This is a genomic window from Methylobacterium sp. EM32, from assembly GCF_040593685.1.
Classification (GTDB): Bacteria; Pseudomonadota; Alphaproteobacteria; order Rhizobiales; family Beijerinckiaceae; genus Methylobacterium.
Window position 1 is genome coordinate 1 of the sequence record NZ_JBEXZS010000122.1, and the last position, 17,080, is coordinate 17,080.

22 protein-coding genes and 1 pseudogene are annotated in these 17,080 nt (G+C 73.6%); 3 read left to right on the forward strand and 20 right to left on the reverse strand.

Annotation, left to right across the window (positions count from 1 at the left end; genetic code table 11):
• The 16 genes and pseudogenes from ABZT49_RS16800 to ABZT49_RS16875 form a co-directional block, all read right to left on the reverse strand.
• Positions 1-382, reverse strand: a pseudogene (locus tag ABZT49_RS16800) (hypothetical protein); the annotation flags it as partial.
• A complete protein-coding gene (locus ABZT49_RS16805) occupies positions 379-963 on the reverse strand; it encodes a gene transfer agent family protein (protein WP_355287286.1) in 585 nt (194 codons plus the stop codon). The gene ABZT49_RS16805 and the pseudogene ABZT49_RS16800, both read right to left, overlap by 4 nt.
• A gap of 27 nt (positions 964-990) precedes the next feature.
• On the reverse strand, positions 991-1,437 hold the full coding sequence (locus tag ABZT49_RS16810) for a phage tail tube protein (protein WP_355287288.1): 447 nt from the start codon (positions 1,435-1,437) through the stop codon (positions 991-993).
• Positions 1,438-1,464: 27 nt separating this feature from the next.
• Complete coding sequence (locus tag ABZT49_RS16815) at positions 1,465-1,884, reverse strand: DUF3168 domain-containing protein (RefSeq protein ID WP_355287290.1); 420 nt, start codon at positions 1,882-1,884, stop codon at positions 1,465-1,467.
• A complete protein-coding gene (locus ABZT49_RS16820) occupies positions 1,884-2,168 on the reverse strand; it encodes a hypothetical protein (protein ID WP_355287292.1) in 285 nt (94 codons plus the stop codon). The genes ABZT49_RS16815 and ABZT49_RS16820 overlap by 1 nt, the downstream gene beginning before the upstream one ends.
• The gene (locus tag ABZT49_RS16825; protein ID WP_355287294.1) at positions 2,165-2,467 is read right to left on the reverse strand and encodes a hypothetical protein; all 303 of its coding nucleotides are present in this window, start codon (positions 2,465-2,467) and stop codon (positions 2,165-2,167) included. Before ABZT49_RS16825 ends, ABZT49_RS16820 begins: the two co-directional genes overlap by 4 nt.
• Positions 2,467-2,838: a DUF4054 domain-containing protein gene (locus ABZT49_RS16830; protein ID WP_355287296.1), complete on the reverse strand. Its 372-nt coding sequence runs from the start codon at positions 2,836-2,838 to the stop codon at positions 2,467-2,469. The genes ABZT49_RS16825 and ABZT49_RS16830 overlap by 1 nt, the downstream gene beginning before the upstream one ends.
• Position 2,839: 1 nt before the next feature.
• Positions 2,840-3,082: a hypothetical protein gene (locus ABZT49_RS16835; protein WP_355287298.1), complete on the reverse strand. Its 243-nt coding sequence runs from the start codon at positions 3,080-3,082 to the stop codon at positions 2,840-2,842.
• 14 nt (positions 3,083-3,096) lie between these two features.
• The gene (locus tag ABZT49_RS16840; RefSeq protein WP_355287299.1) at positions 3,097-4,044 is read right to left on the reverse strand and encodes a major capsid family protein; all 948 of its coding nucleotides are present in this window, start codon (positions 4,042-4,044) and stop codon (positions 3,097-3,099) included.
• 14 nt (positions 4,045-4,058) lie between these two features.
• Positions 4,059-4,502: a hypothetical protein gene (locus tag ABZT49_RS16845; protein WP_355287301.1), complete on the reverse strand. Its 444-nt coding sequence runs from the start codon at positions 4,500-4,502 to the stop codon at positions 4,059-4,061.
• Entirely contained in the window at positions 4,502-5,506 is a 1,005-nt protein-coding gene (locus ABZT49_RS16850; RefSeq protein ID WP_355287303.1) for a DUF2213 domain-containing protein, read from the reverse strand. The genes ABZT49_RS16845 and ABZT49_RS16850 overlap by 1 nt, the downstream gene beginning before the upstream one ends.
• 234 nt (positions 5,507-5,740) lie before the next feature.
• Complete coding sequence (locus ABZT49_RS16855) at positions 5,741-7,006, reverse strand: DUF1073 domain-containing protein (RefSeq protein ID WP_355287305.1); 1,266 nt, start codon at positions 7,004-7,006, stop codon at positions 5,741-5,743.
• The gene (terL, locus tag ABZT49_RS16860; RefSeq protein WP_355287306.1) at positions 7,006-8,472 is read right to left on the reverse strand and encodes a phage terminase large subunit; all 1,467 of its coding nucleotides are present in this window, start codon (positions 8,470-8,472) and stop codon (positions 7,006-7,008) included. Before terL ends, ABZT49_RS16855 begins: the two co-directional genes overlap by 1 nt.
• Positions 8,411-9,136 (reverse strand): hypothetical protein, encoded by a 726-nt coding sequence (locus tag ABZT49_RS16865; RefSeq protein WP_355287308.1) that lies wholly within the window; start codon positions 9,134-9,136, stop codon positions 8,411-8,413. Before ABZT49_RS16865 ends, terL begins: the two co-directional genes overlap by 62 nt.
• Positions 9,137-9,496: 360 nt before the next feature.
• On the reverse strand, positions 9,497-10,156 hold the full coding sequence (locus ABZT49_RS16870; RefSeq protein ID WP_355287310.1) for an antitermination protein NusG: 660 nt from the start codon (positions 10,154-10,156) through the stop codon (positions 9,497-9,499).
• 28 nt (positions 10,157-10,184) lie between these two features.
• Complete coding sequence (locus tag ABZT49_RS16875) at positions 10,185-10,349, reverse strand: hypothetical protein (RefSeq protein ID WP_355287312.1); 165 nt, start codon at positions 10,347-10,349, stop codon at positions 10,185-10,187.
• A gap of 387 nt (positions 10,350-10,736) precedes the next feature.
• Here ABZT49_RS16875 and ABZT49_RS16880 point away from each other — a divergent pair, with 387 nt between their 5' ends.
• On the forward strand, positions 10,737-11,468 hold the full coding sequence (locus ABZT49_RS16880; RefSeq protein ID WP_355287314.1) for a S24 family peptidase: 732 nt from the start codon (positions 10,737-10,739) through the stop codon (positions 11,466-11,468).
• Between the two features lie 44 nt (positions 11,469-11,512).
• Here ABZT49_RS16880 and ABZT49_RS16885 read toward each other — a convergent pair whose 3' ends face one another.
• The 3 genes from ABZT49_RS16885 to ABZT49_RS16895 all read right to left on the reverse strand — a co-directional run bounded on the left by ABZT49_RS16885 (position 11,513) and on the right by ABZT49_RS16895 (position 14,037).
• Positions 11,513-11,905: a hypothetical protein gene (locus ABZT49_RS16885; protein WP_355287316.1), complete on the reverse strand. Its 393-nt coding sequence runs from the start codon at positions 11,903-11,905 to the stop codon at positions 11,513-11,515.
• Between the two features lie 297 nt (positions 11,906-12,202).
• On the reverse strand, positions 12,203-13,141 hold the full coding sequence (locus ABZT49_RS16890; protein WP_355287318.1) for an aldo/keto reductase: 939 nt from the start codon (positions 13,139-13,141) through the stop codon (positions 12,203-12,205).
• Entirely contained in the window at positions 13,138-14,037 is a 900-nt protein-coding gene (locus ABZT49_RS16895; protein ID WP_355287320.1) for a helix-turn-helix domain-containing protein, read from the reverse strand. Before ABZT49_RS16895 ends, ABZT49_RS16890 begins: the two co-directional genes overlap by 4 nt.
• Before the next feature lie 163 nt (positions 14,038-14,200).
• On the opposite strand from ABZT49_RS16895, the gene pobA reads away from it, so the two are divergent.
• Positions 14,201-15,400 carry a 4-hydroxybenzoate 3-monooxygenase gene (gene pobA, locus ABZT49_RS16900; protein WP_355287321.1) on the forward strand — a complete coding sequence of 400 codons (1,200 nt, stop codon included), beginning with the start codon at positions 14,201-14,203 and terminating at the stop codon, positions 15,398-15,400.
• Positions 15,401-15,644: 244 nt separating this feature from the next.
• Here pobA and ABZT49_RS16905 read toward each other — a convergent pair whose 3' ends face one another.
• Positions 15,645-16,085: a PACE efflux transporter gene (locus tag ABZT49_RS16905; protein WP_355287323.1), complete on the reverse strand. Its 441-nt coding sequence runs from the start codon at positions 16,083-16,085 to the stop codon at positions 15,645-15,647.
• Positions 16,086-16,177: 92 nt separating this feature from the next.
• On the opposite strand from ABZT49_RS16905, the gene ABZT49_RS16910 reads away from it, so the two are divergent.
• Positions 16,178-17,080, forward strand: a 903-nt coding sequence (locus tag ABZT49_RS16910) for a LysR family transcriptional regulator (protein ID WP_355287325.1), incomplete at its 3' end; no start/stop codon positions are given.

Below are 17,080 nucleotides of genomic sequence, written 5' to 3' on the forward strand. Positions count from 1 at the left end.
CGGCCCCCGCCACCGCCTCGAACCCCGCCACCGCCTCGCGGGAGGCGGAGCCGGCCTCGGCGAGGCGGGCGGTCAGGCCCCCGACCGCGTCGTCGACCCGGCGCAGGGCGGCGCCGTCGCCGGCCGGGATGGTGGCCGCCTGCTCCATCGCCCGCTGGAGTTTGCCCAGGGCCTCCGGGGCGGCCATGCGGGCGAGCTCGTCGCGCACCTCGGCGCCGGCCCGCGCCATCGCGGCAGCGATGCGCCCACCCCCGGCCTCGACCGCCCGCTCGGCCTGCCCCATCGCCCGCTCGGCCAGCGGTCCGGCCCGGGCGAGCTCGCGCTCGTAGGCCTCGACATTGGCCTCCAGCGAGACCACCAGGCGCTCGATCTCGGTCGTCATGCCGGCGATCCCTCCTCGTCGAGGACGTCTCCATCGGGCGCGCCCCGGAGCCAGGCCCAGAGCGCATCCTCCTCCTCCGGCGTCGGGGCGTCGGCCGCTTCCGGGTCGCGGGCGCGGTTGAAGCCGTCGATGTAGGCGGCGAGCTGCCACAGGCTCATCGCCCGCAGGTCGGCGGCGGGCAGGCCCATGGCGGCGGCGGCGCCGTAGAACGCCGCGAAGGCGATCCGCCCCTCGGGCCCCGCCGCGCCGGCGGGGCGGCCGACCCGCTCGTCCTCGGCACCCTCCAGCGCCGCCGCCAGCACCAGGGCGGCCTTGGCGATCAGCGGGATGCAGGGCAGCCCGTCGAGGCGGCGGGCGAGCGCGTGGGCCTGCGGCACCGGGGTGCCGCCGCCGATCAGGCCGAGGCGCAGCACGTCGCGCACGTCCCGGAACCGGTACAGCCTCCCGGCATGGAACCGGTGCAGCAGGGCGGCGGGACCCATCCCCGTCGCTTCCTGCAGCGCCTCCAGGTCGCCGATGGCGAGGCGGAAGCGGTGGGTGACGTCCTCGAGGGCGAGGTCGATATGGCCGTCGCGGCTCATGAATGCCTCACGGAGTTCTTGCGCGCCTCACGCGGCGGCGGTGAAGGACACCGCCCCGGTCGATTGCAGAGCCACCGCCACGCTGCAGCGCTCGCCCCGCACGGCGCCGACCTCGAAGCTGGTGAGGTGGAAGAAGCCCTCCCAGGCGCCTCCGCCCTCCGCGCCGGCGCCGCTCACCTCGACCCTGGCCTTGACCGGCGCGTCCGACTCGTAGGCGGCGCGCCAGCGGGCGAGGCTCTGGCGCGCCATCAGGCCCTTGCCGGAGACCGCGACCGACTTCGAGACCGCGAACCGGTCGACGAAGGGCGCGGCGTCCTCGTCGGCGCAATCGGGCACGACCGCGCTGTTGGTCTCCTTGGTGAATTGCGCCGCGCGCTCGGTGAGGCCGCAGGGCGCCTCGAAGGTGCCGGCCTTGGTCAGGCTCTCGAGCTTCACGGCGATCGCCGAGAACGGCAGGGTGGTGGGCTGGGCCATGGTGGGTTCGCTCCGGAAGGATGGAGATCAGACGGTCTCGGCGGCCACAGCGCCGAAGCGGGCGACGCCGTGCCAGGAGCCGGGCCCGAGGGGCTCCGGCAGGACCAGGCTGCGCTCGTGGGAGAGCCACAGGAGCTCGCCGCGGGTGAGCGTCAGGTCGGCCTCGTCGAGGGCGGAAGCGACGGCGGCGAGCAGGTCCTGCACCGGTCCCAACCCCCGGGCCCCGCGCAGGAAGGCGTGGACGGTCAGGCGGCAGGCGCAGCCGCGCCAGCCTTGCGCCTCGTAGGGGGTGACCTCCGGCGGATCGACGCGCAGGAACGGCCATTCCTCCCGGGCGCTCGCCGCCTCCCGCACCCGGTCGCCGACGAGCGGGTGCAGGGCCGGATCGGCGAGGAGGCGGGCGCGCACCGCCCGCAGGAGCTGGGGCGAGAGGTCGAGTCCGGCCATCATCCCCTTCCCGTCAGGCGCGCGACCGCCGGTCCGATCACCGGCCGGGCCGCCCGCGTCGCGGTGCCGAATTCCCGAGCGGTCAGGCCTGGCGCCTCGACCGTGACGGCGGCGCCCGCTTGGGTCTCCGTCGCCTCGGCGCGCCCGTCGGGCAGTGCCTGCTGGATGTCGGCCGCGAGCGTGCGCGCGGCCTCCCGCGCCCGGGCCCGCGCGGCGTCGCTGCCGGCGCGGGCGAGGCGCGCGAGCCGCGCCTGGAGCGGGCCGGTCTCGGCTGTTGGCGTCACAAGGGTCGTCCCTGGATGATGGCGTGGCTGCCGGCGGGGTCGGTCTCCACCGCGACGATGCGGTGGCGGATCCCCGCCAGGGTGATCTCGTCGTCGGGATTCGGGGGGGAGCCCGGGGTCAGCACGACGGCCCGCACCAGGCGGCCGGGCAGCCCGGGCTCCTCGGAGGCCTCCCGGGCGCCGTCGAGGCGGGCGCGGACGGGCTCGTCCGCGACGCCGCCCCGGTGCAGGATCGCGGGCTCGAAGAGGGGGGCGAAGACCCCCCCGAGATGGCGGCCGATTCCGTCGAGGAGGCCCATCACACCACCGCCACGCCGGGGCTGTTGCGGCGCATCACCTCGTGGAAGCGCCGCCCGTAGGAGGTGAGCCCGAGCGTGCCCGGCAGGGCCTCGCCGGGCGGGTCGCGGCGCTCCAGGTGGAGCGTGCCGCTGCGCAGGGCCTTGAGGTCGAGGGCGCCCGCCCGGGCGAGCTCGGCCTCCGGGCCGCCCTGCCCGTTGAGGGTGAGGGTGTGGGCGGCGTGCAGCATCCGCCCGAGGGCAACGTCCGCCGCTGGCCAGGCCGCCCCGACCCGCGGGCCGGCTTCCGCCAAGGCCCCGGCAACCGCCGCGTCGGGGACGCTCCCGAAGGCCGGGAAGCGGGCCCGGAAGGCGTCTGGCGTGATCTCCGCCATCTCACGCCTCCCCGCCGGAGGGCGGGCGGCCGCGGCGGCGCTCGGGGCGCGGATCCGGCGGCGCCGGATCGGGCTCCGGCTCGACCCGCACCTCGCCCGCCGCCTCCCAGGCGGACAGGCACGGGTCCGGCCGCTCGGGCAGCACCAGCACCGCGCTCTCGCCGGGCAGGAGCAGCCGGGGCGCCCGCGCCCCCTTGGGCCAGACCAGCCGGGGGCCGGCCGCGTGGTTCGTCACCCGCATCATGTGCCGAGCCTCCCCTAGATGCCGTCGAGGTAGCGGCAGGCCGCCGGGCGGCGGATGTCGAGGCCGCCGAGCCGGAAGGCGCCCGGCACCTCGAAGCGCCACGGGCCGGTCTGCCAGGCCGGGAAGAACCGGAACGGCATCGGCAGCCACAGCTTCAGCACGGAGGGATCGCGGCGATACGCGACCAGGCGGGCGCTGCCGCCGGTGCCGGCGGTCTCGAGCGCCCGCACGCCGTAGACCGTCAGCTCCTGCCCGGTCTCCAGGGTGTAGACGTTGTGGCGCCGGATCCAGTCGAGCAGGGTGAGCGGGCTGATCCCGTCGAGGCGGCGCAGGCCGATGCCGAGCATCTGCTCGTAGGGGAGCAGCAGGGTATCGGCCATCTCGACGGTGTTCGAGCCGGTGAAGATGCCGATGAGCTGGCCGTTGACGTCGGCGAGGATCTGCTCGGGCGTCTTCTGGGCCCAGGCGGTGCTGCCGTTGGCCCCCGTCGCGGCGGCGCTGCCGACCGTCACGCCCGGATGGTTGAGGAGGCCGGAGAAGCCCTTGGCCGGGTCGCCCATCAGCGCGACCTGGTCGATGAACTCCTCCGAGGCGAGCCGGGCCGCGTCGGCCTTGTCGGCGTCGAGAGTCATGCCGAGGAGCTGGGCCTTGCCGAGCTCCTCCAGGTCGTAGCCGTAGCCGATCCCCGCCATGGCGACGGCGGTCTCGTGCTGGCGGCGCGTCAGCTCGACCTTCGGCACGTCGGCGGCGGCGCCGTGGACCCAGGTCGCCTGGCCGACCCGGTCGACCGAGAAGTAGGTCACGGTCGGCACCCATTCGGGTGCCGCGGTATCGACCGGCACGAGGCGCGGGTAGCGGATCGCCGGGTACTGGGCGCGGTAGACGGTCGGCTCGATGAAGGCCTGCTGGCTGACCAGGAAGGCGAGCGCCCGGGGGGCATCGGCGAGGAGGGTGCGGGTCATGGCTCGTGCCTCGTTCAGTTCAGGCGCAGGCGGACGAGGCCGCCGGCGGGCGCGGAGGTGTCGAACAGGGCGTTCGGGATCGGGGCGTTGCCGGAGGCGATGGCCGTGACGGCGCCGGCGGGCGTGACGTAGACGGGATTGCCTGCGCTCGCGGCGGATGCCGTGACGACCCAGACGGCGCCCCTCGTCATCACCGGCGCGGTCTCGCCCTTGGCGAAGAGGTCGGCGCCGGACGGGTTCGGCCGGGCGTTGCGGTCGGCGAGCACGATGCCGCGGACCACCGCGCCCGAGGCGGCGATGCCCTCGTCGCGGGCGCCCTGGAAGGCGGCGCGGCCGAAGCCGATCCCCTCCGCGGTCTCGACGATGCGGCTGAGGATCGTCGCGGGGGTCTGGTCGGCGGCCATGCCCTCGTAGGCGGCGGCCGGGCGGCCGGGATAGCTGGTCTGGACGGGGGGCATCAGCGGGCTCCTGCGGGTTTCCAGGCGTTGCGGAGGGTCTCGACCATGGCGGCGTGGGCCGCCTCGGGCGTCGGGCGAGCGGGGCGGTGGTCGCGCAGGGCGTCGCGCAGCGGATCGGCGGGCTGGTGCGGCGGCGACTGGCGCGGGGCGGCGGCGAGGATCCGGAAGGCGCCCTCGATCGCCGCGGGGGCCATGGCGTTCGCCTCCGCCTCGCCGAGGATCCGGGCCACCGCCTGGCGCCGGATCGCCTCGGGGGGCAGGCCGGCGGGATCGAAGGCGTCGCCGAGGATGCGGCGGGCATCGGCGACCAGGGCGCCGCGCGCGGCCGCCAGCGCGTCGAGGGCGGCCTCGTCCGGCACCCGGGCGCGGAGCGCCGCGACCTCGCCGGCGCGCTCGGCCAGGGCGGCTTCCGCGGCCGCCACCCGCGCCTCGGCCTCGGCGAGGCGCCGGCCGAGATCGGCGTCGCCGATGCGGCATTCCGGTCCGGCGCGCCCCTGCGCCACGATGGCGACGTGGTCGACGACGATCCGGGTCTGGCGGGCGTCGTAGGGTTCGCCGTCCGGGGCGGTGCCGGGGGTCCAGTCGAGGTCGCAGGTATAGCCGACCGAGACCTCGCGCCGCCCGGCCTGCACCGCCGCGATCGCGGCGGAATCGGCGAGCAGCATCGGGATCCGCACGAAGGCGCCGTCGCGCACCACCTCGTCGCCGACATGGCCGCGGGCGACCCCGCGCCAGGTCCGAGGCGTCACCGCCTCGGGCGGATGGTCGAGGGTGACGGGCTTGTGGCCGAAGCTGCGGAGCGACTCCTCGCGAAAGATCTCGTCCGGGTCGCGGTAGATCCGGACCTGGGCGAGGTCCGGCCGCGCGACCTCGTCGCCGCGATAGACCTGGACGTTGCCGGCGCGGGCGGCGCGCGCCTGCACCACCAGGGCGCCGTTGCCGAGCGGGCGCGCGCCCGCGATCTCGGCCGCGGGGCCGAGGCTGAACTGGTCGAAGAGGTGCATGGGTGGGGTCTCGCGTGGGGAGTGGGGGTGATCTCGCGCCCGCTCGGGCTTGTCGGTTCACACGCCGGATGGCGCGCATCCCTCCTCTCCCCGAGAGATCCCGGGCTTGCCCGGGATCTGCAAGCGACAGGCGAAGTCGGGCAAGCCCGACTTCTCGCGGGGAGAGGAGAGAACCCGCGTCTTTCTCGGCGACGTGACCGTCTCGGCCCGCTCGGGAGCGGGTCGGAACCCAGCTCAGCCCGTCGGTCGGCCGAAGGCCGCGGCGATGCCGGGGAAGAGGTCGGCGGCGGAGAGCCAGCCCTCGACGCCGCGGGAGAGGACCTCCGCGGGCACCACGCCCTCGCGGGCGAGCAGGGCCGCGGTCTCGGCCTTGAGGCGGCCGACCTCCGCCTTCTCGCGCTCGCTCGCCTGCGCCAGCGGCCGCCAGGCGTAGCGCAACGAGGGCTCGTCGCGGCCGAGCGCGTCGCGGACCAGGAGCCGGTCGAGGCGGGCGATGGCGGGAGTGAGCTCGACGGTCTGACGGGCCGCGACGTGGTCGTGGTAGTTGCGGATGTCGGATTCGCCGGTGGCGTTGAGGCCGGCGGGCGACTGGCCGAGCAGCCGCGTCACCGGGATGTCGGCGGCCCCCGCCGCGACCTGGAGGAAGAGGCGGGCCACCTCCGGCAGGCCCGAGAAGTCGAGCTGCTTCTGCTGGTAGCGCTCGCCTTCCGGCGAGCGGCCGTCGCCTTCGAGCAGCAGCATCCCGAACAGGCCCTTCATCCGGGCCGCGTAGGCGAAGCGCTCGGTGACAAGGCGGGTGCCGTCCTCGGTCGAGAGGGCTTGCGACAGGCCCGGCACCGAGATGATGTCCTGCTTGGCCTCGGGCAGCATCGCGGCGATGTGGGCGGCGGCCGCCGTCGCCTGGTCGATCGCCTCGAGCAACGCCTGGAGCACGCTGTCGCCCCAACCGTCGCCAACCGCGTCGTCCGGCAGGGCAGCGCCGAGGAGGCGCACCACCCGCGAGGGATGGACCGCCTGCCCGCCGGCGACGGTGTAGCCTTTCGGCTCGCCGAACCACGGCGAGAGCGGGTCGCGCTCGATGCCGCCGGCCTGGATCTGGCCGCGGGGCAGGACGTGGAGATAGCGCAGGCCCCCCTGCCCGACCGTCCCGGGATCGAGCGGCAGGCTCGGGTCCGGCGCCCCGTCGCCGATCAGGATCGCGGCGCCGCCGTGCAGGCGCGCGAGGCGCAAGGCCCGCAGCAGGCGGTCGCGAAGGCCCAAGCGCTCCTCGCTCGCGGCCAGCGCCGCCGCGACCTCCGGCGGCGCCTGCCAGGCGCGCCACTCGCGCAGCATGTCGAAGGGCACGATGTCGACGACCTTGCGGGCGAGCCAGTTGTCCCGGTAGGCGGCGTCGAGCTCCGCCCGGGCGCGGGGCACGTGGACGTGCAGGTTGCCGGTACTCTTGTCCCGCGGGCCGCCGAGGCCGGAGACGAGGTTGGCGAGGCGGTCGGCGATCCACATCACAGGACTCCGAGCAGGCCGTATCCCGGCCGGGCCAGCGCCGCGAAGGCGCGCGAGAGGGCGTCGACTTGGTCGAGGAAGGCGCCGTTGGGGAAGGCACAGAGCTCGTCGAGGAAGGCCTCGTTCCAGGGCCCGGCGACGAGGTGCAGGTTGCCGGCCTCGGCCTGGGCCGAGACCGGGGCGGCGCGGGTCGCCTTGTCGCCGCTCTCAAGGCTGGCTCGCGCGTCGTAGCCGGCGAGCCGCCCGACGAGGTACTGCGCCTGCGCCTTGCCGGCCTGGCCGGGATCCTGCGGCAGCGAGATCCGGCAGGACGGCCCGTCCTCCGCCGCGGTGGCGAGGATCAGCCGCTCGACGCCCCCGGCCGAGAGCCGGTCGCGGCGGACGTCGACGACGAAGAGATGCCCGTCGGGGGCGCGGGCGAGCTTGACGCCGGCGGTGTAGTCCGGCCCGCGCCCGCCCGTCCCACGCGCGCCCTTGGGCACGCTCGCCGCGAGGTCCCAGGCCCGGACGGTGGCGCAGCCGGCGGGGGCGGCCCGCACGACGGTGAACCAGCCGCGCTTGAACAGGCCGCCGTCGCGGGGGGCCGGGCGCTGCTGGTACTGGCCGGCCGCCGCGTACTCGCCCATCGTGGCCTTGTCGCGCTCCACCGCTTCCCGGGGAAAGCGGGCCGGAAAGAGGAGTTCGCCCGCCTCACGGCGCGGATCCTTGAACCCGATCCGGGTGGCGCAGGCGCGCTCCGGCTCGAACTCCATCGGCAGCATCAGGTGATCGTAGCCGAGGCTCCTCGCCAGGATCACGCCCGACAGGTCGCGCTCGTGCAGCCGCTGCATGATCACCACGATCGCCGAGCGGACCGGGTCGTTGAGGCGGGTCGGCACCGCCTCCAGGAACCACTGCGCGATCCCCTCGCGCACCCGCTCGGAATTGGCGCCGTCGACCGAGATCGGGTCGTCGAGGATCACCCGGTCGCCGCGCGAGCCGGTGATCGAGCCGGCCGAGACCGCCTCGCGCAAGCCCGTCGCCGTGGTCTCGAAGCGGCCCTTGCGGTTCTGGTCGCGGGTGAGCCGCACCCGGTCGCCCCAGAGCGCCCGGTACCAGGGCGAGGTGATCAGGCGCCGGGTGCGCAGGTTGTCGCGAAGCGCCAGCCGCTCGGTGTGCGAGACCGCGACGGTGCGTAAGCCGGGGCGGTTCCTCGGCCCCCATTCCCAGGCCGGCCAGAACACCCCGGCGAGCAGGCTCTTCATCGTGCCGGGGGGGACGTTGATCAGGAGCCGGGTGATCGTGCCGGCACTCACCGCCTCGAGATGGGCGCAGACCGCGTCGATGTGCCAGCCATGCACGTAGGCGCTGCCCGGCTCGACCGCTGGCCAGGCCCGGCGCACGAAGCCCGCCAGGCTCTCCTCGCTATCGAGCCGGTCGAGCGCCCGGATCAGGGCCGGCGGGTCGCTCAGCCAGGTTTGGGGCATCGAGATCCGCCGCGTCGAGGTGCCGGGCGCGGGACAGGCGCTCGGCGATGGCCCGGAGCTGGGCCCGCTGCCCCTCGTCGAGGAGGCGGATGGCGGCGTCGGTGTCGGGGATCGCGGGATCGTCACGGTGTTTCGCGTCTCCCTTGCCGTCGAGGTCCCAGGCCTGCCGCTCCAGGGCGATCCACAGTCGCGCCGCGGCGGCGAGGTCGCGCAACGCCGCGACGCGCTTCTGCAGGGCCGCCGCGCGGGACAGCCCGCTCTCTTCCGCGCCGTCGTCGGGCCCGGATTCCTCCGCGATGGCGGATTGGAGGTCGTCGAGGAGCTGCAGGGTAAGGGCGGCGCCCTGCGCCACCACGATGCGGTGGCCGCCGAGTACGTCGACCGGACACGTCAGGCCAGAAAGGGGCTTGCTCGAAGGGACATCGTGAGTGGGGCCGTCATCCGGGGCCGCTCCCACCGGCGGACCGGCCGGGGCGTCGCGCGCCCACCCCTCCGCCCGCGCCCGGCGCCGGAGCGTCGCCGGGCTGACGCCGAAGCGGCGCGCGATCGCCGGTCCGGCCCCCGGCTCGGCCCGGTAGGCCGCCGCGACGCCCGCCCAGTCGATGACCCGCCGTGCCGAAACCCCTCTCGTCGCCTGCGTCCGGGTCGGGAGCCTTGTGGCCATGTCGCCTCGTCGGGAGATGGGAGGCGCTAGAGCACTTCGCGATTGCGTTGCAATCGCGAAGTGCTCTAGCAGTTTGATTTTGCCGCATTTTCTGCGACGAACCGGTATCCACTTCGTCGGAAAATGCTCTAAGGCCGGCCCGTGGCCGCCGGCGGCCGAAGGCCTCCGGGCACGCGCCGCCCTTCGCCTCGGTGATGCCGTGGGCCGGGTCCGGGGACACATCCCCGCATGGCGGGGCAGTCGAGCGGCCACCTCCCTCGCAGGGCAGGCCGCAGACCCGGATAACCTGAAACCCTTGTACCCGCCCCGCCGATGTTCGTCAAATGTTCTCCTCGGCGGGGCGCAACTTTTTTCGATGCGTCAGTCCCGCGCGATCTGGTCCTCGTCGAGCACCACCGGGGTCTCGCGCCCGAACAGCGACAGGGCAACCCGGTAGCGCCGGCGGGCCGGGTCGGCCCCCTCGACCGTGCCGCGTAAAGCCGCGAGCGGTCCGGCCGTCACCCGCACGTCGTCGCCGAGGGCGAAGAGCAGCGCCGTCACCGCCTCCTCGTCGCCGCCCTCCGCGCCGCCGCCATGCCCGGTGACCGCGTCGGCGAAGGCCTGGAGCACGGAGGGCGCGATGACGACGGCGCGGCCGTCGCGAAACAGCACGCGGGCGATGCCCGGATGGCCCTCGACCCGCGCGAGGTCGTCGTCGTCGCGCAATCCGACGAACAGCGTGCGGTGCAGGAGCGGCACCCGGGCGGTGCGGCGGCGGCCCGTGGGCGAGGTCAGCTCGACCTCCTCCCGCGGCTCGAAGGTGGGGATGCCGGCGGCCTCGCAGTCGCTGGCGGCGCGGGCGGCCCAGCGCGGCCGCGTCTCGGCGACGAGCCAGACCCGGTCGGCCGCCAGCACGATCCGGGCCGGCCGGACCCGCCGGCGCCGCCGGCGCCGGATCTCGGCGGCCCGGTCGGCCGGCGGGCGGTCATGCGCCAGGGCCTCGCGGCGGCGGCGGGCGATGCGGCGCTTCTTCCCGCTCACGCCGCCCTCCCCGGCTGCCGGGCTCCGGTCAGGCTCCGCCGGGATGATCCGGCGGCGCGTCGGGAGGAGGAAGCTTGTCGCGGGCGGCCTCCCGCGTCAGCGCCTCGGTCGCGCGCACGATCCGGGCGCGCACCAGCAGGAACAGGCCGACCCCCGCGGCGAGGGTCCAGAGCACGATCAGGGCAACCTTCATGCGCCCCTCCTGCACCGGCGCGGCCTGCCGCGCGAGCGTCTTCGTCCCCGGCGCGACGGCTCTCCCGCCCTCCGTGCATCCATTGCGGCGATTCGCCGCCGACGCGGCCGGGGCGGCATCGGGTCGGATCGACCGCCTTCGTCCCGGCGTTGCGCCACGGGGAACTCGCGTCGAGCGGTTCGCTCCGGGCTGCGAGGAAACGGTGGACCATCGGGAACTCCCGCAACGAGGGGGTACGGCGCAAGGCTGCCGTTGGGGTAGGATGCATGACGGGGCGGGGGCGAACAGCGATGCTTGCCCGATCCTGGCCAAGGTCCTTGCGACCGAAGTGGCTACATGATGTAATGATTTTGCTCAATACCTCAAGTGTCAGGAAAGTTCGCTGAGGTGATTCAATCGGGAGAGAACCGGGTTCGGGCCGCGCAAGGGGAGCGGCTGCGCCAGGCGCGCATCGCCGCCGGCTACCGCTCGGCGCGGGACGCCGCCCTGCAGAACGCCTGGCCGGAGAGCACTTACCGGGCGCACGAGGCCGGCACCCGGACCATCGGCCAGGACGATGCCGAGCGCTACGCCGCGCGCTTCCGCCGCGACGGCGTCGAGGTCACCGCCAAGGGGCTCCTGTTCGGCGACGACGACGCGCCGGAGCCGGTCTCCGAGGGCGGTCAGGTCGTCGGCCAGGTGGTGGGGGTCAAGGGATTGATCAGCGCCGGCGGCTTGATCGACACCGGGGACGAGCAGCCCGGGCCGGACGGCGACCTCTTCCGGATCACGGTGCCGTTCCCGGTACCGCACGGTACCATCGCGTTCCGGGTCGCCGGCCTGTCGATGTATCCGAAATACGAGCCGGACGACGTGGTGCTCTGTGCCGAGACGGGCGAGAGCCCGGAGCGGCTGCTCGACCTCTACGCCGCAGTGGCGACGGCGGAGGGGCACCGCTTCTTGAAGAAGATCCTGCGCGGCTCGCAGCGGGGCTCCTACCACCTGGAGAGCCACAACGCCCCGCTGATGCCCGACCGCCGGCTGGTCTGGGCCTCAGGCATCATCAGCACCGTGCATGCGCAGCACTGGAGCCGGTTCTGCGCCGGGTCCAAGTCGGCCGGCACCAGGTCTGCCGGATAGACGTCCCGCGCATATGATGATCGCTGCTTCGTGCAGCGATCCGGTCAGTCCGCCTGCGCGACCCGGGCCGTGCGGCGCTGTGCGGTCCAGCGGCCGGAGCAGAGGGCGGAGACGTTCCAGGTGCCGGAGCCGGCATTGGCCTGGAGCCGGCCCGAGGCGGCGCCGCTGGTCGAGCCATGGCGGACCGTGAGGCCGACCTGACCGTCCGACCCGATGCGGCCGCTCACGGTCGCGCCGCCCTCTCCCGTCGAAGCCACCCGCACGTCGCCGTCGGCGATCGCGAGCGAGACGGTGTAGCGGCTGTCGCACATCCCCGATTCGGTGACGAGCTGCACCGACCAGGTGCCGTTGAACCCTCGCCCTTCCGCGGCCGCCGGCTGCAGGCTGGCCGGCAGGGCGGCGCACAGGACGAGAGCGGCGACGGACGACTTGAGCATGGAACCCCCGATGATTGGTCGAGCCCGGCCGGATGGACGGGGCCGGCTCGCTTCTTGACGCGTGGCAGATCGTTGCGGCGTGACCGCAATCGCCCGCTGCGCAAGCACTCGCGGGCTGGACGAGAAGCAATGTGGATGGGGGATCATTAACACAGGCAGAACGGCAGCAATATGGCGTGGCGTGGCGTGGCGCGCCTGCCGGCTGCTCGACTGAGCTATGGCCGCGCTTGCTCGCCGACTTGCTGCGCGGTGACTTGCCGGAAGAAGACTTGGCCGTTCTTCACCTTCGGCCGACGTTCAACCCGGCATCGCTGCCGCCATGCGGCGGCGCAGGGCCTCGTCCGGCAGCGGGCCGGTGCCGGCGCGCAGGTTCGCCGCCATGTGGCCCGGATCGGCGGTGCCGGGGATGGCGCAGGTGACCGCCGGGTGCGAGACGACGAACTTCAGCAGGATCTCCGCCCAGGAGGTGCAGCCGATCTCCGCCGCGTAGTCCGGCAGCGGCGTGTGGGCCAGGCGGCGCAGGAGCCCGCCGCCGCCGAAGGGCCGGTTGACCAGCACCGCCACGCCGCGCTCCGCGGCGAGCGGCAGCAGGCGGTTCTCGGCCGCCCGGTCGTCGAGGGCGTAGTTGATCTGCAGGACGTCCAGCCGTTCGGCCCGCAGCACCGCCTCGACGGCGTCGTAGGCGCTCTCGGTGTAGTGCGAGATGCCGATGTGGCGGATCCGGCCCTCCTCCTTCCAGGCCCGCAAGGTCGGCAGGTGGGTGCGCCAGTCGAGCAGGTTGTGGATCTGCATCAGGTCGAGGCGCTCGGTGCGCAGGAGCTGGAACGAGCGCTTCATCTGCGCGATCCCGGCCTCGTGGCCGCTGGTCCAGACCTTGGTGGCGAGAAAAGTCTTCTCCCGGGCCTTCAGGTCCGCCACGAGGTCGCCGGTGACGCCCTCGGCGCGGCCGTACATCGGCGAGGAATCGATCACCCGGCCGCCCTGGCCGAGCAAGGTCGCCACCACCTCGCGCAGGGGCGCCCGCTCGGCGGGCTTGGCGCCCACGTCGAAGCCGCGCCAGGTGCCGAGCCCGATCACCGGCAGGGTCTCGCCGCTCGCCGGGATCGGCCGCCGGTGTAACGGCGCCGCTTGGCTGGTCCCTTGGCTGGTCCCTTGCGCGCCCGCGCCGCCGCCGACCGCCGTGGCCAGCGCCGCACCGAGGAATCCCTGGCGGGTCAGCCCGTTCTCTCGCGTCATCGCGTCTCTCCCCTGTCGGCGCCGCGCCTGTCGCGAAACGCGCGCGGGCACTCGCCGGTGCCCTTGGCGAAGAAGCGCGAGAAATAGGCCGGGTCGGTGAAGCCGAGGCTATAGGCGATCTCGGCGATGCCGAGATCCGAATAGAGCAGGCTGCGCTTGGCCTCGAGCAGGCGGCGCTCGCGGATGATTCTTCCGGGGCTCGCGCCCGTCACCGCCCGGCAGGCGGCGCGCAGCCGCGCCTCGGTCACCCCGAGTTCGTCGACGTAAGCGATGAGTGGCCGCTCGCGGCGGTGATGCGCCTCGACGAGTTCGCGGAAGCGCGCGGTCAGCAGCGCCTGCGGGCCGGGCGGGGCCGGCGGCGCGCGGGTGGCGGCGAGGCGGCGCAGGCCGGCGACGAGGAGCAGCATCAGGTGCGCCTCGATGGCGCCGCGCCGGCCCGGCGCCGCCCAGGCCAGTTCCCGGGCGAGCTCGGCCAGTGCCTCCTCGACCGGGCCCGGCTCCGGCAGGGCGAGGGCCGCGGGGCCGGCAAACAAAGCCGACAATTCCGGCTCGCGCCCGCACAGGTCGCGCAGGTAGCGCGCCGAGAGAGTGAGCACCGCCCCCACCGTGCCGTCGGCGAACCGGAAGCCGTGGGCGGTGCCGGCCGGGACCGCCAGCAGGCACGGCGCCGCGAAGGGGAAAAGCTCGGCCTCGGCCCGCATCTCGCCGCCGCCCTCGGCGATCAGCAGCACCTGATGCAGGCTCGAATGGACGTGCGGGCGGATGGTCCAGCGGTTCGGTCGGCTGCGATCGTCCAAGGCTTCCAGGTGCAGGAAGCGGTCGTCGGCATCCCGCGGCGCCTCGCCGTAGAGGAAGAAGTGCGGCACCGCAGGGGCTTGGGCAGGATCGAGACGCATCGCGGGCAGGCCCTGGCGGGACGGGCGGGGACTTCGAAAAATCCAACTTTTCCCTCGCCCCGTCCATCGTCAACCGGGCCGGCGCGGTTCACCTTTGCGCCATCGCGCAGCCACCGCCGAGACGGTGGCGCCACGGTTTTGGGAAACGCTCAAGGACACGCGCATGCGCACGAAGGTCGCCATCATCGGCGCCGGCCCGGCCGGCCTCTTCCTCGCCCACCTGCTCGCCCGCGCCAGAATCGACGCGGTGGTGCTGGAACGGCGCACCCGCGACTACGTCGAGGGCCGGGTGCGGGCCGGCGTGCTGGAGCAGGGCACCGTCGCACTGATGGAAGAGCTCGGCCTCGACGCGCGGCTCAAGGCCGAAGGCCTGCCCCATACCGGCACCAACCTCGCCTATGACGGCGAGATCTTCCGGATCGACATGGCGGCCCTGACCGGCGGCTCTGCCGTCACGGTCTACGGCCAGCAGGAGGTGATGCGCGACCTGTTCGACGCCGCCGAGCCCCGCGGCGTCCGGATCGTGTTCGAGGCCGAGGACCTGCGGCTCGACGGCCTCTCCGGCGACAGCCCGAGCGTGACCTACCGCAAGGACGGGGTCGCACACACCCTCGCCTGCGACTACGTGGCGGCCTGCGACGGCTTCCACGGCGTCGGGCGGGCGTCGATTCCCGCCGACGTGCTGAAGGTCTACGAGCGGGTCTATCCGTTCGGCTGGCTCGGTATCCTGGCCGAGGTGCCGCCGGTCAACCACGAGCTGATCTACGCCAACCACGCCCGCGGCTTCGCGCTCGCCAGCATGCGCTCCCCCACCCGCAGCCGCTACTACGTCCAGGTCGGCCTCGACGAGCGGATCGAGGACTGGTCCGACGAGCGCTTCTGGGACGAGGTCGAGACCCGCCTGGGGCCGACAGCCTCCGCCGGGCTGGTGCGCGGCCCCTCCTTCGAGAAGAGCATCGCGCCCTTGCGCAGCTTCGTCGCCGAGCCGATGCGCTACGGCCGCCTCTTCCTCGCGGGCGACGCCGCTCACATCGTCCCGCCGACGGGGGCCAAGGGCATGAACCTCGCGGTCTCCGACGTCGCGATGCTCGCCGAGGCCCTGAGCCAGTTCTACGGCGAGCGCGATTCGTCCGGCCTCGACGGCTACTCCGCCCGGGCGCTCGCCCGGGTGTGGAAGGCCGAGCGCTTCAGCTGGTGGTTCACCGGCCTCACCCACCGCTTCCCCGACATGGACGAATTCGCCCGCCGGATGCAGGTGGCGGAGCTCGCCTATATCCGCGGTTCGCGGGCCGCGCAGACGGCAATCGCGGAGAATTACGTCGGGCTACCGATGGGGTTCGGGCGCGAGGCGGTGGCGGCGTGATTTCTGCGGATGGTTTGACGGGGCTCTTCGATTGATTTGGCGCACACGTTGACGCCTCTGCACGTCATCCCGGGGCTCGACGAAGTCGAGAACCCGGGATCCATAACCGCTGACGATGCAGGACAAGACGGTCAGTGTTCCGCTCGATCCTGAACCGTCGGCGGTTATGGATCCCGGATTCCGCTTGCGCGGCCCCGGGATGACGTCGAGGATTGCAAATCGATCCGCCAGATCGGTCAGGCGCTCAGCGGGGCACCGCCGCGACCTCGCCCCAGCTCTTCAGCGGGAAGGCCCGATCGTAGGCAAGGTTGAAGACGAAGGCGTAGGCCACGTAGAAGAGCGCAATCGCGATATCCATGACGAAGGCCTGCATGAGGCCGATGCCGAGATACCAGGCGATCGGCGGCAGCAGGATCACCAGCAATCCCGCCTCGAACAGCACGGCGTGCGCCAGCCGGAGACCGAGGCTCTTGCGGGTATGTCCGATGACCCGCTGCATCGTGCGGTCGAAGCCTAAATTGTAGACGTAGTTCCACCCCGTCGCGGCCACGGCGCTCCCCACCCCGATCACGCCCATCGCGGAGGTGTGCAGCCCGAACAGGATCGTCCCGAGCGGGATGATGAGCGCGAGGCCGACGGCCTCGAACAGGAGGGCGTGGCGGATGCGGTCGCGGGTGCTGCGCATGGAGAACTCTTGCAGAAAAATCCGGTTGGTCCGCCGCCTTCTATCGGCGATACCCCGGGCTGCAAGTTGGGACGTATCGGGAAATCAGATCGATGGCCGTCTCGCTCGACCAGCTCCAGGCCTTCGTGGCGGCGGCCGAGGCCGGCTCGTTCTCCGGTGCGGCCCGTGTCCTGCGGAAGGCGCAATCCGCCGTCAGCACGCAGGTGGCGAATCTCGAGGCGGATCTGGGGCTGGAGCTGTTCAGCCGGGCGGGCCGGAACCCGGTCCTGACCCCGGCCGGCGAGCGGCTGCTCCAGGAGGCGCGGGTCGTGCTCGACCGGCGCGAGCACCTGATCGGCGTGGCGAGCAGCCTGGAGCGGCGGGTCGAGAACCGGCTCGTCGTCGCCATCGACGAGCTCTATCCCGAGCACGCGCTCGGCGCCCTCTTCGCCGAGTTCGCCCGGGCCTTCCCCTTCGTCGAGCTGGAGCTGCTGTTCCCGCTGATGGAGGATGTCAGCCGCATGGTGCAGTCGGGCGCCGCCGATCTCGGGGTGATGTGGCGCCAGGAGGTCCTGCCGACGGAGCTCGGTTTCCAGACCATCGGCTGGGTGCCGCTCAAGCTCGTCTGCGGGCGCGACCACCCGCTCGCCAAAGCGCGGGTGGAGTGGGAGGAACTGAAGCGCCACCGCCAGATCCTCATCGCCGCCCGCAGCGATGGGCCGGAGAAGCGCCGCCTGCGGGTCGCCGCCGAGGTGTGGTGGGTCGAGAGCCACTGGGTGATCCTCGAGATGGTCAAGCACGGGATCGGCTGGGCCTTCGTCACCGACCACGTCATCGCCGCCTCCCCGACCGCGCCGTTCCTCGTCACGCCGGACCTGCAGTTCGATCAGGGGGATTGGCCGATCGCCCTGGAACTGGTCTGGCACAAGCAGCGGCCCTGTGGCCCGGCGGCGGCGTGGCTGCGCGAGCGCTTCGCGGCGGAGCGGGTCGGCGGCCTCTCGGGGGGTGGGCAGGTG

What these genes read in the sequence shown, in the direction of transcription:
- ABZT49_RS16855 (WP_355287305.1), bottom strand. Translation starts at nt 7,006, where the DNA reads ATGTGGATCGCCGACCGCCTCGCCAACCTCGTCTCCGGCCTCGGCGGC.
- ABZT49_RS16895 (WP_355287320.1), bottom strand. Translation starts at nt 14,037, where the DNA reads ATGCGTCTCGATCCTGCCCAAGCCCCTGCGGTGCCGCACTTCTTCCTC.
- ABZT49_RS16805 (WP_355287286.1), bottom strand. Translation starts at nt 963, where the DNA reads ATGAGCCGCGACGGCCATATCGACCTCGCCCTCGAGGACGTCACCCAC.
- ABZT49_RS16905 (WP_355287323.1), bottom strand. Translation starts at nt 16,085, where the DNA reads ATGCGCAGCACCCGCGACCGCATCCGCCACGCCCTCCTGTTCGAGGCC.
- ABZT49_RS16810 (WP_355287288.1), bottom strand. Translation starts at nt 1,437, where the DNA reads ATGGCCCAGCCCACCACCCTGCCGTTCTCGGCGATCGCCGTGAAGCTC.
- terL (WP_355287306.1), bottom strand. Translation starts at nt 8,472, where the DNA reads ATGCCCCAAACCTGGCTGAGCGACCCGCCGGCCCTGATCCGGGCGCTC.
- ABZT49_RS16890 (WP_355287318.1), bottom strand. Translation starts at nt 13,141, where the DNA reads ATGACGCGAGAGAACGGGCTGACCCGCCAGGGATTCCTCGGTGCGGCG.
- ABZT49_RS16865 (WP_355287308.1), bottom strand. Translation starts at nt 9,136, where the DNA reads ATGGCCACAAGGCTCCCGACCCGGACGCAGGCGACGAGAGGGGTTTCG.
- ABZT49_RS16825 (WP_355287294.1), bottom strand. Translation starts at nt 2,467, where the DNA reads ATGGGCCTCCTCGACGGAATCGGCCGCCATCTCGGGGGGGTCTTCGCC.
- ABZT49_RS16835 (WP_355287298.1), bottom strand. Translation starts at nt 3,082, where the DNA reads ATGATGCGGGTGACGAACCACGCGGCCGGCCCCCGGCTGGTCTGGCCC.
- ABZT49_RS16885 (WP_355287316.1), bottom strand. Translation starts at nt 11,905, where the DNA reads ATGCTCAAGTCGTCCGTCGCCGCTCTCGTCCTGTGCGCCGCCCTGCCG.
- ABZT49_RS16875 (WP_355287312.1), bottom strand. Translation starts at nt 10,349, where the DNA reads ATGAAGGTTGCCCTGATCGTGCTCTGGACCCTCGCCGCGGGGGTCGGC.
- pobA (WP_355287321.1), top strand. Translation starts at nt 14,201, where the DNA reads ATGCGCACGAAGGTCGCCATCATCGGCGCCGGCCCGGCCGGCCTCTTC.
- ABZT49_RS16830 (WP_355287296.1), bottom strand. Translation starts at nt 2,838, where the DNA reads ATGGCGGAGATCACGCCAGACGCCTTCCGGGCCCGCTTCCCGGCCTTC.
- ABZT49_RS16840 (WP_355287299.1), bottom strand. Translation starts at nt 4,044, where the DNA reads ATGACCCGCACCCTCCTCGCCGATGCCCCCCGGGCGCTCGCCTTCCTG.
- ABZT49_RS16815 (WP_355287290.1), bottom strand. Translation starts at nt 1,884, where the DNA reads ATGGCCGGACTCGACCTCTCGCCCCAGCTCCTGCGGGCGGTGCGCGCC.
- ABZT49_RS16850 (WP_355287303.1), bottom strand. Translation starts at nt 5,506, where the DNA reads ATGCACCTCTTCGACCAGTTCAGCCTCGGCCCCGCGGCCGAGATCGCG.
- ABZT49_RS16845 (WP_355287301.1), bottom strand. Translation starts at nt 4,502, where the DNA reads ATGCCCCCCGTCCAGACCAGCTATCCCGGCCGCCCGGCCGCCGCCTAC.